Annotated in this window: 11 protein-coding genes and 1 tRNA gene; 3 read left to right on the top strand and 9 right to left on the bottom strand. The window is 61.6% G+C overall.

Translation table 11 applies throughout. The features are described 5' to 3' along the window. From WAW39_RS13005 to WAW39_RS12980, 6 genes are all read right to left on the bottom strand, one after another. The coding region (locus tag WAW39_RS13005) for a glutathionylspermidine synthase family protein (RefSeq protein ID WP_422319464.1) at positions 1–784 on the bottom strand (784 nt) is incomplete at its 3' end. A gap of 7 nt (positions 785–791) precedes the next feature. Beyond that, positions 792–1,373 (bottom strand): hypothetical protein, encoded by a 582-nt coding sequence (locus WAW39_RS13000; protein WP_422319462.1) that lies wholly within the window; start codon positions 1,371–1,373, stop codon positions 792–794. Between the two features lie 16 nt (positions 1,374–1,389). Continuing rightward, positions 1,390–1,632, bottom strand: coding sequence for a DUF350 domain-containing protein (locus tag WAW39_RS12995; RefSeq protein WP_422319460.1), 243 nt, complete (start codon positions 1,630–1,632; stop codon positions 1,390–1,392). A 381-nt stretch (positions 1,633–2,013) separates the two neighbouring features. Continuing rightward, a complete protein-coding gene (truA, locus tag WAW39_RS12990; RefSeq protein ID WP_422319458.1) occupies positions 2,014–2,853 on the bottom strand; it encodes a tRNA pseudouridine(38-40) synthase TruA in 840 nt (279 codons plus the stop codon). Then, positions 2,828–3,319, bottom strand: a complete 492-nt coding sequence (ruvX, locus tag WAW39_RS12985) for a Holliday junction resolvase RuvX (RefSeq protein ID WP_422319456.1) — start codon at positions 3,317–3,319, stop codon at positions 2,828–2,830. The genes truA and ruvX overlap by 26 nt, the downstream gene beginning before the upstream one ends. A 30-nt stretch (positions 3,320–3,349) precedes the next feature. Continuing rightward, positions 3,350–4,432, bottom strand: coding sequence for a mannose-1-phosphate guanylyltransferase (locus tag WAW39_RS12980; protein WP_422319454.1), 1,083 nt, complete (start codon positions 4,430–4,432; stop codon positions 3,350–3,352). 96 nt (positions 4,433–4,528) lie between these two features. Here WAW39_RS12980 and WAW39_RS12975 point away from each other — a divergent pair, with 96 nt between their 5' ends. After that, positions 4,529–4,855, top strand: coding sequence for a hypothetical protein (locus WAW39_RS12975; RefSeq protein WP_422319452.1), 327 nt, complete (start codon positions 4,529–4,531; stop codon positions 4,853–4,855). 332 nt (positions 4,856–5,187) lie between these two features. Next, a complete protein-coding gene (locus WAW39_RS12970) occupies positions 5,188–8,010 on the top strand; it encodes a PAS domain-containing protein (RefSeq protein WP_422319450.1) in 2,823 nt (940 codons plus the stop codon). Positions 8,011–8,327: 317 nt separating this feature from the next. On the opposite strand, the gene WAW39_RS12965 is transcribed toward WAW39_RS12970, so the two are convergent. Further along, a tRNA-Ser gene (locus WAW39_RS12965) sits at positions 8,328–8,417 on the bottom strand. 118 nt (positions 8,418–8,535) lie between these two features. Here WAW39_RS12965 and WAW39_RS12960 point away from each other — a divergent pair. Next, positions 8,536–8,754 (top strand): hypothetical protein, encoded by a 219-nt coding sequence (locus WAW39_RS12960; protein WP_422319448.1) that lies wholly within the window; start codon positions 8,536–8,538, stop codon positions 8,752–8,754. 628 nt (positions 8,755–9,382) lie between these two features. On the opposite strand, the gene WAW39_RS12955 is transcribed toward WAW39_RS12960, so the two are convergent. Then, positions 9,383–9,997: a DNA-3-methyladenine glycosylase gene (locus WAW39_RS12955; protein WP_422319446.1), complete on the bottom strand. Its 615-nt coding sequence runs from the start codon at positions 9,995–9,997 to the stop codon at positions 9,383–9,385. A 26-nt stretch (positions 9,998–10,023) separates the two neighbouring features. Continuing rightward, positions 10,024–10,626 (bottom strand): ankyrin repeat domain-containing protein, encoded by a 603-nt coding sequence (locus WAW39_RS12950; protein WP_422319444.1) that lies wholly within the window; start codon positions 10,624–10,626, stop codon positions 10,024–10,026. Between the last annotated feature and the right edge of the window lie 75 nt (positions 10,627–10,701).

Raw genomic sequence — 10,701 nt, 5'->3', positions numbered from 1 at the left:
GGACGAGGAAGGCTTTGTTGCTCCAGAGCATTTTCCAGACGGGTTCGATGAAGCGCTGGCATCTGCCGGGGAGATGGCAGGAGAAGTCTTCGAGCCACATCCATTCCCAAGGGTAGAGCTTGAAGAGAAGCTCCATTGGGCGGTCTTGATGGTCCACGAAGGTCTGCATGCCTGCATTCCAGCCGAGATCTTCGACGGCGAGGTCGATGGTGCTTTTGCCGGACTGGCGGCAGGTGTCGATGAGGTAAAGCAGGGTGCGCCAGTCTTCTTCGGATTCGCGCTGGGCGCAGAAGTGGATCTGCTGCTGGGGCCATGCGGGCCAGGAGGCGAGCAGCTTTTCGTGGATGGAATTGAACTGGTCGGCGTGGGGGCGGGTCTGCTGCAGCCACTGCCACTGCACGACTGCGGCTTCGAGCAGGCTGGTGGGGGTGTCGGCGTTGTATTCGAGCATTTTGGGCTCGCCGGAGCCGTCCCACATGAGATCGAAGCGGCCGTAGAGGGAGAGGTCATCCCGGTCCCAGGAGTGAATGATTTCCTGCCAGGCTTGGGGAGAGATGGCGAGGCGGTCGCGCCAGTTGTCGCGGATGGCGCGCTCTGCGGCGGCGATGCTGATGCGCTGAAGCTCGGCGGTGGCCTGCTCCAGGTGGTCGATCTCGCGGCTGGTGAAGCGGTAGTGGGCGGATTCGTCCCAGTAGAGGTGGCCGTCGTTGGTGTGGAAGGTGAGGCCGAGGGCTTCGACCTGGGCCTGCCAGTCGGGGCGGGGTGATTCGGTGATGCGTTGCACGGAAGTATCAGGAGCCGGAGAAAAAGCCGGAGAAAGAGCCCGTGCGGCCGAAGCCGCCGCGAGTGGTGAAGGCGGAGCGGGTCGCGGTGGCCTGGCTCTGGGGGACGCCGACATGGACGGGTGCGCCAGCGGGCTGGCGGGTGTAGTCGTTACGGGTGCGCGGAGCAGTGCTGGGAGCGGTGGCGGCTCCGAGTGCCATGCCTAAACCCATGCCGAGGAGGCCGGGGCGATAATATGGGGAGGTGGAAGTGTAGGCCTGAGTGCTGTGATAACGCGACCAGGTGCCGCAGCGATAATAGCCCCAGCGCTGGTCGTAATGATCGTAGGGATAGGGAAACCATGCGGAGCAGGGCTGATGATAATAGCCGAGCTGGGGATCGTAGGCGTTGTGAGGAGGAATCTGGCCGGAGACGTCCTGACCGGCGACAAAGGGGGGCAGGCTGGCGCGCAAGGCGGGACTGAGGGCCTCCGGGGGCAGGATGGGATTGTCGTGAACATTCACGGGCTCGGCTTCGGTGAGGCGATTGTAGCCCGTGACGCCCAGACCGACGCCAGCGAGCGTCAGGATGATGATGTTGCTGCGTTTCATGTGACGGAAGGGTGAATCAGCTGCTCATGGCAGCCGCGAGGATCAGCGACACGCCGATGATCACGCTGCCGGCGAGGATGGCCGCAGCGATGTTTTTGTGCTCGAAGATTTCGGCGTGCAGATCGCCGGGGGTCAGTTTGTCGAAGAGCTTGTAGCCAGCGATGGCCATGAGGATGCCTGCGAAGCCGAAGACGATGAAGAGCTCCAGGCCGTGGTAGATTGAGTATTCTGCGAGGATGAGGGTGGAGAGCTGGGGCATGGGCTGGGAGAAGGGATGATGGGTGGTCGGCGGAGAGAGCGGTGGGTTTGAGCCTATGAAAGAGCCGCAGAAGGAGGAAAGGGAAATTACAAGGGGGATGGAATTTTGTTTGAGGGGCGGTGTGGGAGGTAACAAGCTACGATGCTTCGCCAAAGCTGAGTGGTGGCAGGGGGATAGGGGGTGTTTTCACGCGCTCATGGTCGGGCGGGCTGTCGCCACACCCAACCTACGGGCAGGCATGCGCTCATGGTATGAGATGGTATAGAAATTTCCGAAACTGTTTTCCGAAAATAGAACCAGGGTCGCTCGGCGACGGTTGGAGGACCAACCGCCCTACCGGTGCTGGGCATGCGAGCATCTAGCGCTGGCAAGACGACAGACTCAAGGGGTCTCGTTTGGATAGTTTACCTCCACCAGATACAAGCCGCAGGCGGGGGCAGTTTGGTTGCTTTGGGGGCCGGTGGGGTCGGAGAGGAGTTGGGCGAACCATTCTTTGGGTTCGCGGCTGCGGGCGACGTGCATGAGGCTGCCGACGATGAGGCGGACCATTTTGTAGAGGAAGCCGTCGCCGGAGAATTCGAGTTCGATGAAGTCGTCTGCTTCGCGGAGTTCGGCGCGGTGGATGGTGCGGGTGGTTTTTTCGAAGCGGAGGCGGCGCTCGGTTTCGGGCATGTCGCCGCGATTGGCGGAGAGGCGGACGAAGTTGTGGGTGCCGATGAGTTTCTCGCAGCACCAGCGGACGGCGTCGAGATCGAGGGGACCGTAGATGTGCCAGGAGCGGTCGGCTTCAAAGGGGGAGAGCATGCGCTGGCGCCAGATGCGGTAGCGGTAGGTTTTGCCGAGGGCGTCAAAGCGGGCGTGGAAGCTGGGCGGGCATTCCTCCACCCGCAGGATGCGGATGGTGAGGGGGAGGCAGGCGTTGATGGCATGGGCCCAGGATTCGCAGGTCATGCGCAGGGTTTCAGGCACATCGCAGTGGGCGATCTGCGCGAGTGCGTGTACGCCGGCATCGGTGCGGCCGCTGCCGTGCACGCGGGCGTCGATGCGGGTGGCTTTGCGGATGGCGGTGTGGAGTTCGTCCGTGACGGTGCGGCCGCCTTCCAGGCTCTGCCAGCCGCGCCAGGGGGTGCCGCAGTACGCGATGGTGAAGCGGAGGCGTTTGAATCCCGGCTCGGGGCCGCGATTTTTGCCGGCCTTACTTTCGACGTCGCTTCGGCTCATCGGTCCACGGGAGTTCGTAGGAGGCGTCGGGCAGCAGGAAGCCTTCGGGGCCGCGCTGCTGGTTTAAGTATTCTTGAAGGATGACGACGGCGGCGAGCTGATCGACGATCTCGTTGCGCTCCTTTTTGCCGGTGATGCCGGCGCGGGACATGGAGGCCTCGGCTTCGACGGAGGAGAGGCGCTCATCGACGAACTCGATGGGCACCGAGTGCTGCAGCTCCTTGCCGAGACTGGTGGCGAATTTTTCGACGCGCTCTGCAGCGCTGCCTTTCTCGCCGCTCATGCGGTAAGGCATGCCGATGACGATTTTGCCAATGCGCTTCTCCTGCACGATGCGGGCGAGGGTGCGCTCGGGCTCGTGATTGGCATCGATCGTTTTGAAGGGGCTGGCGACGATCTCGGTCTCGTCACTGAGAGCGAGACCGATGCGCACGGTGCCGTGATCAATGGCGAGGATGCGGGGCATGGGACTGGATGCTGGATCCTAGATGCAGGATCAGCGCAATTCTTTGGGCAGGCTGTCGACGATTTTCTTGATGTTCTCGGCCTTGCTGCGGGTGGCGACGAGGAGACCATCTTTGGAAGCGACGACGATGAGATCCTGAACCCCGATGAGGGCCACGTGCTGGCCGGTCTGGGTGAAGACGATGTTGTTGAGGGAATCCTGCTGTGAGAGGGCGCAGTTGTGCTGGTTGCCATCGCTGTCGGTGTCGAGATAGCGGCCGACGCTGGTCCAGTTGCCGACGTCATCCCAATCGAAAGTAGACTCGATATTGAGCACGCGGGAGGCGCGCTCCATGAGAGCGTAGTCGATGGAGAGCTTGGGCAGTTTGCCGAACTGTTTGTCCACGGTGGCGCTGAAGTCCTTGGAGCCGCGGAGTTCGGAAACGAAGTCTGCCAGCACGGGGCAGTGGCGGCTGAGTTCGCTGAAGATGGCGGGGATGGTCCAGATGAACATGCCGGCATTCCAGAGGAAGGTGCCCTGGCTGATGAAGTGCTCGGCGAGATCGGGATTGGGCTTCTCACGGAAGCGGGCGACTTCCCAAACGGGGAGGTCATCGAGTCCGCCGATGCTGGCGCGGCGACCGCGCTCCACATAGCCGTAGCTGGGGCAGGGCCAGGTGGGGGTGATGCCGACGGTGACGAGGCTGCCGCTGTTTTCGGCAGCGAGGGCGGCATTGGAAAGCACGCGCTGAAACTGGGCGTGATCTTTGATCAGGTGATCGGCAGGCAGGACGATCATGGTGGCGGTGGGGTCACGGGCGACGACCCAGCCGACGGCGAGGGCGATGGCGGGAGCGGTGTCGCGCTTCTCGGGTTCGGCGACGATGTTTTCCGCGGGCAGATCTTTGACCAGAGCACGCACGGAGGCTTCCTGCTGCTTGTTGGTGAGGATGAGGATGTTTTCCTTGGGGACGAAGCCGTCCAAGCGCTCGATGGTGAGTTCGAGGAGAGTTTTGTCGCCAAAAAGTTTGAGCAACTGTTTGGGCAAAGCATCGCGGCTGATGGGCCAGAAGCGCTGGCCGCTGCCGCCTGCGAGGATTAGAGCGTAACGATTTTTGGGTGCGGCTTGGGACATGTGCAGAGTAATTTGTGGACGGTCATCCCTTAGCCGGAAAGCAGGACGCGGGCAAATTCCTCTTTGGTGATTCTCGCGGAGAGGTTATGTTTACTTATGAAAGAAAACCTCTCCGCTCCCGGCTACGAAACTTACGCCTCACTGATTGCTCCTGCCGCCGCCGGGTGTGCGCTGGGCATCCTGTTTGGCCGGGGGATGCGGCGTGGATCTTCGAATGTGATCGCCCTGACTCTGCTGGCTGCCAGTGCCGCCATCGCCGCGCCGGTGATCACTGATCTGGTGCAACGCACGGCCAACCGCCCGGGCAGCGAGCGCGGCAGCCGCCGCAGGCTGGAAGGCATCCGCAATCACGGCATGCCGGATGGCGATGTGGGCGAGTTTTTCGTGGACACGCCGGAGCCGTTTGTGGCGAAGGGGCGGTGAGATGATCGCCCCTAGAGGGTGAGTCCGACATATGAGCCAGCAGCAAGCGGCATCCGGAGAGGTGCGGTTGAGGGATGGCTTTGCCTTGGGGTGATGATGGCTGGGCAATGCCTGTTGCGGCAATTCAGTGAGTGTTTAACACCCTGAATAAGAATCGAATGACGATCTGGTGTGGTTCAGTGACGAACTTGTTTTTGATACAGCCAAACATGGGTCGGCAGACGATCCTTAGGTTTTTCGGAACTGTGCGGAGACTAATAATCAAACCTAAAATCATTGAAAATCAGCCATATACAGTGGAAGGCTTGGCGGATCTTTAGGAAACGATTTCTATGAATGAGCCCAGCCATGCCAACAGCTTCTTCTTGAAACAAACAGAGGGCTCCGCCACGCAGGGAGGAGTGGAGCTGGCTCGTACGGAGAGAAGAGGCGATGAGGTGGTTGCAGAGCGGAACCTCCGCATCGAGCGGGAGCGCCTGAGGCTGGCGCTGTCCGCAGGGCAGATGGGTGTTTATGATTTGTCCCTCAAAGATGACGTTTTGTGGTGGTCGCCCGAGGTGTATGCGGTCTTTGGCGTGAGCCCGGAGACGTTTACCCTGACGCGTGACGCTTTCACGGAGCTGGTGCATTCGGATGATCGGGAGAAGTACTGGCAGCATCTGGAGGAATGCATCGAGCAGGGGCAGCACTTTGCGCATGAGTTCCGCATTCGGCGGCCTGACGGGCAGGAGAGGTGGATCGGCAACCGGGCGGAGACGGAGTATGATGAGGCCGGGACTGCGGTGCGGCATTTTGGGGTGGCAACCGACATCACGGAGCGAAAAAAAGCCGAGCTGCAAACGCTGCAGAATGCGGAGTTGTTTTCGTCGTTGATCGAGCAGGCGCCCATCGGCACCTATGTGGTGGATGCGCAGCTGCGTCTGCGGCAGATCAATCCGGTGGCGATGCCGGCGTTTCCCGGCATTGAGCCGCTGATTGGCCGCAGTCTGGAGGAGGTGACGGAGATCCTGTGGGGCGCTGAGTTGTGTGCTGACCTCATGGCCCGGTTTCGGCATACGCTGGAGACGGGCGAGCGGTATATTTCCCCGCGCTTTGCGCATGAGCGGCAAGATATTCGGATGGAGGAAGCCTATGAATGGGAGATCCAGCGTGTGCGGCTCCCCGAGGGCGAATATGGCGTGGTCTGCTACTTCAATGACATCTCCCCGCGCTATCGTGCGGAAAAAGCGCTGGTGGAAAGCGAGGAGCGAGTGCGCCTTGCGACGGCAGCCACCGGAGTGGGGATCTGGGAGTGGAATGTGATCACCAACACCGTCTGGTGGGATGAGGCGATGTTTGATATTTACGGCATTCCGCCGAGACCCGACGGCATGGTGCAGTACGAGGACTGGCGCGATGCAGTGCTGCCGGAAGATCTGGCGGAGAATTTAAAAATCTTGGAGGAGACGGTGAGCATGGGGGGCAGCAGCGCGCGCTCCTTCCGCATCCGCCGCCGGAGTGATGGCGTGGTGCGCCATGTGGAATGCGTGGAGACGACGCGCTTCAATGAGCAGGGGCAGGTGGAGTGGGTGGTGGGCACCAACCTGGATGTGACGGAGCGGAAGCTGGCGGCTGAGGCGCTGGTCCGAAGCGAGCGCTTTAACACGGCGGTCCTGGATTCGCTGCCTGCGGAAATCGCAGTGCTGGACTGTGAGGGACGGATCATTGCCATCAACAAGCCGTGGCTGCAATTCTCCCAAGACAGGGGGGAGGTCCGGATGGACCGAGTCGGAGTCGGGGTGAACTACCTGGACGTGTGCCGAAAGGCTGCCGCCGAGGGAGATGAAGTGGCGGTGCAGACGCTGGAGGGCATCCAGAGTGTGCTGGAGGGCCGAGCGAAGGAATTCAAGATGGAGTATTCCTGCCATGCTCTGGATCGAGAAAGGTGGTTTGCCATGCACGCCCTGCATGCTCCGCCCGAGGTGGGGGGAGCGATCATCGCGCATACGGATATCACGGAGCGGCGGGCTCTGGAGACGGCGCTGGTGGAGAATGCGAAGCAGCTCACGGAGGCGGACCGGCGGAAGGATGAATTTCTGGCGATGCTAGCCCATGAGCTGCGCAACCCGCTGGCACCGATGCGCAACATGACGGAGGTGCTGAAGTCGGCGACACTGAACGAGGAAGAGAAACAGTACTCGCTGGCGATTCTGACGCGGCAGCTGGGAAACATGAGCCGAATGATCGATGACCTGCTGGATGCGGCCCGGATCACGCAGGGGAAGATCGAGCTGCGAAAGAAGGTGGTGGCGCTGGAGGAAATCGTGCAGGCGGCGGTGAGCCTGGCGCGGGCGGAGGGCATGAAGCGAGGGCAGAAGGTGCTGCTTCAGCTGCCGGAAGAAGCGATGCATGTGGATGCAGATCCCACGCGAATCGAGCAGGTGCTGGGCAATCTTTTAAACAACGCGCGCAAGTACAGCGACGATGGCAGCCCCATCAAGGTGAGCGTGGAAAGGGATGGGAGCGAGGTGGTGATCACCGTGAGCGACCGTGGCGTGGGAATCGATGAGCAGCTGCTGCCGCGAATTTTTGAGCTGTTTGTACAGGGGAGCCGATCTCTGGAGCGAGAACGTGGAGGTCTTGGCATAGGTCTGACACTCGCGGAGCGGCTGGTGAGACTGCATGGAGGAAGCATCGAGGCGAAGAGTGCGGGGACGGGCCAAGGAGCGGAATTCAGCGTGCGCCTGCCCATGGTGATGGATGCCAAATCTGCAGCCACCGAGAAGCGGCCCGGAACTGCTGCGGCAGGTGCGGTGAGGGAGAGAGCAAGGCGGATTCTGATCGTGGATGACAATGAGGATTCTGCCTGCAGTCTGGCGCTGCTGCATGAGCGCCGGGGGCATGAAACGCGAATCGCTTTCACGGGGCCGGATGCATTGGCAGCGGCGGCGGAGTTTTTACCCGAGGTGGTGATCCTGGACGTGGGGCTGCCGGGCATGAACGGCTTTGAAGTCGCGCGGCGGATTCGTGCCCTGCCGGGGCTTGCCGATGCCTTGCTGGTGGCGATGAGCGGCTATGGAAGCGATGAAGATCTGGCCGAAGGGAAGCGCGCCGGCTTCAATGAGTATCTGGTGAAGCCCGTGGACTTGAAGAAGCTGCGGGAGTGGATCCGGTGAGGGGGCGCAGGGAGAACGAGGGCGTCCTTCGCTCTGCGAGCTTGCTTCTTCGCTGAGGCTGCCGCTTTCGAACGTCTCGTGGCGGGCATGGGGTGATGGGCTGGCGGAAGTTCATCGGCTCCCGCCTTCGAATCAGCAGTGGTATGCGTGAGACGATCAGCACGGCGAAAGCGGTAGCTGCGTTCGTTCCTCACTTCGCGACCGCAGTCCATATGGGAGGCGCACGCAGCGCTTCAGGATGCTTTTTGTGGGTGGTGGCCCGTCCTTCGCTCTGCGAGCTACGGAGGGCATTTTTTGCCTCCTTGGGGCGGCAAAAATGGCGGAGAGGGAGGGATTCGAACCCTCGGTTGCCTTACGACAACGTCTGATTTCGAGTCAGGTGCCTTCAACCACTCAGCCACCTCTCCGGATCATTTTGCGAGGCCGGAGGGTACTGCGTCTGCGCCTGAATGCAAGGCGCGGCTTACAATGAGTCCGGAGAATTGCAGTTGTATTCAGCGGAGGGTGGTGATCTGTGCCGTTGTTATGCAAATTCTCTCTGTTCTTATCGGTCTGGTGTGCGCGGTGCTGCTGGTGCCGGGACTCATCCCTCTGCTCGGCTGGCTGCAATGGGCGGTGCTTGCGGGCTGCGTGCTGGGCATCATCCTGGGTTCGTTCTGTCAGCGGAAGATCGGCCTGACGATCAACGTGGCGGTCGCATTGGTCGCGGCGTTGAGGTTGTTCCTTGGCGGCGGCGTGTTTTAAGCGCTGGCTGTGAGTGTGAGGGCGAGGTGATGCCGTAGGCGATGGCTGCCGGCGGATTCCTGTGCCGACGCTGCTGGCATGCTTGGGGTGTGTGTGGTGCTGGGTTTGCTACCCGGTCGACTGCGCGCTGACCCAGGGGAGCCTTCCTGGTGAATAACACCGCGTGGACATTGAGCGAATCCCTCGTGTCCCCTCACCCCGGCCCTCTCCCCCGAAGAAAAATATTCGCAGTGGTCGTGTGTCAGGGGCGGGGAGAGGGAGAACCGCTTTGGCTGCCTTGGGTTTATAGCGGTTCGCAAAACTCCTTTCCGTTTAGCAGGCTGCTTCTTGCTCGAAAAGCTTGGGCTTCGACGGCGGCTGGTTGAGGACAACCAGCCCTGCCCGCGAGGGGCATTCGAATGTCCAGCGCGAGGTAGGCGGCTTGTCCTCAAGCCGCCGCCGAGCGTCTCAACGCTCACTTTCCGGAAATCAGTTTCGCAAAACGCTATATCGGGTGCGAAATTATTTAAAATGCTCAATTACGCAGCCCCTTCAGGGCTGGTGTGGCGCGGAGTGGAATGGCGGAAGATCGCGGTTTTGCACCAAGGGCGTTCATTAAGCTGGGGGCGATGTGGCAGGAACTCTGCCTTTATCGAGGGCCGGTCTTTGTGGGCAGTTTTACTTTGCCATGTTTGACGCTGAGATGGGGGCTGTGGCGGGAGAGGAAGCGCCAGGGGTAGTCGATGGCCTGGCTGATGCCGACGCGGATGTCGGTGGCGAGTTCGTGGGTGGATGATGAGGGCTGGACGAGGCCGCAACCGGCGGGGCGGTGTTTGCCGGTCATGGGGAGGCCGTGATGGGTGCCGTCGATGCCGAGAGCGAGGGCGAGCTTGCCGGGGCCGGAGCAGAGTTCGTGGAGTTTTTCGCGGTGGCGGCGCTGCTGCATTTGCGGGATGCCGCGGGTGGGCTCGAGAGCGCGGATGAGGATGAGGCCGTCCTGGGAGCCGCCTTTGACGAGGAGGTTGAAGAGCCAGTACATGCCGTAGTTGAAATAGACGTAGGCGGTGCCGGGCGGGTGCTTTTTAACGAACTCACGGGCGCTGGGGCGGGTGGCGGTGTGGGCAGCGAGATCGCCTTCCACGGAGTAGGCTTCGGTTTCGACGATGATGCCGGCGCAGCCTTTCCAGACGAGCTCGACGCCGATGAGATCGCGGGCGACGGTGAGGACGTCGCGCTCGAAGAAGTCGGTGCCAAGAAATGCCATGCGTTCATTGTGCCGTGCCCACGAAGTCAGCGCAACACCTGCGCGACATCCTCCGCCCCTTGCTGGTGGGCGAGAGCGGCGGCGGTGTTTCCGCTGGCATCGACAGCCCTGGCGTCGGCATTGTAACCGAGCAGCATTTTCACGGCATCAAAGCGGCCGGTGAGAGCAGCAAACATCAGCGCGGTCTGGCCGCTGAGGTTGCGCTGGTTGACGTTGGCTCCGGCGGCGATGAGCTGCTGCATGATGGCGGTTTCGCCTTTGAAACTGGCACCGGTGAGGGCGGTGAAGCCCATCTTGTTTTGGAAGTTCACGTCGATGCCTGGCTGCGAGAGCAAGAGCTTCACGATCTCGGGCTGGCTCTTGTAGGCGGCGAGCACGAGGAGGCTGTCGCCACGGGAGTTGATGGCATTGGGCGTGTAGCCGGATTCGAGATAGAGCTGGAGCGCCGCCGCATTGCCTGCGCGGACGTGGTTGAAGATGATCTCGGTGAGTTCGGGGCCGGGCTGCTTGCGGGTATCGGCCACAGGGGGCGATTCAGGCTGCCGGGCCGTGAGAAAGGGGATGGAAAGGATGGTGAACATGGTAAGGAGGCCGAGAAGCTGGCCGGGTGCGGGGATGAAGCGTTTCATGATCGTCGGGGGGAGAGTGCGGCTCCCCCGCCATCGCAGCTTGCCGAGGAGCGAGGGAGCCGTGGTTCGGGGTGG

The organism is Prosthecobacter sp. (assembly GCF_049294395.1).
In the GTDB taxonomy this organism is placed as follows: Bacteria; Verrucomicrobiota; Verrucomicrobiia; order Verrucomicrobiales; family Verrucomicrobiaceae; genus Prosthecobacter.
The sequence above is the reverse complement of the archived record's forward strand: the minus strand, read 5'-3'. Positions and strand labels throughout refer to the sequence as shown.

What these genes read in the sequence shown, in the direction of transcription:
- WAW39_RS13000 (WP_422319462.1), bottom strand. Translation starts at nt 1,373, where the DNA reads ATGAAACGCAGCAACATCATCATCCTGACGCTCGCTGGCGTCGGTCTG.
- WAW39_RS12995 (WP_422319460.1), bottom strand. Translation starts at nt 1,632, where the DNA reads ATGCCCCAGCTCTCCACCCTCATCCTCGCAGAATACTCAATCTACCAC.
- truA (WP_422319458.1), bottom strand. Translation starts at nt 2,853, where the DNA reads ATGAGCCGAAGCGACGTCGAAAGTAAGGCCGGCAAAAATCGCGGCCCC.
- ruvX (WP_422319456.1), bottom strand. Translation starts at nt 3,319, where the DNA reads ATGCCCCGCATCCTCGCCATTGATCACGGCACCGTGCGCATCGGTCTC.
- WAW39_RS12980 (WP_422319454.1), bottom strand. Translation starts at nt 4,432, where the DNA reads ATGTCCCAAGCCGCACCCAAAAATCGTTACGCTCTAATCCTCGCAGGC.
- WAW39_RS12975 (WP_422319452.1), top strand. Translation starts at nt 4,529, where the DNA reads ATGAAAGAAAACCTCTCCGCTCCCGGCTACGAAACTTACGCCTCACTG.
- WAW39_RS12970 (WP_422319450.1), top strand. Translation starts at nt 5,188, where the DNA reads ATGAATGAGCCCAGCCATGCCAACAGCTTCTTCTTGAAACAAACAGAG.
- WAW39_RS12960 (WP_422319448.1), top strand. Translation starts at nt 8,536, where the DNA reads ATGCAAATTCTCTCTGTTCTTATCGGTCTGGTGTGCGCGGTGCTGCTG.
- WAW39_RS12955 (WP_422319446.1), bottom strand. Translation starts at nt 9,997, where the DNA reads ATGGCATTTCTTGGCACCGACTTCTTCGAGCGCGACGTCCTCACCGTC.
- WAW39_RS12950 (WP_422319444.1), bottom strand. Translation starts at nt 10,626, where the DNA reads ATGAAACGCTTCATCCCCGCACCCGGCCAGCTTCTCGGCCTCCTTACC.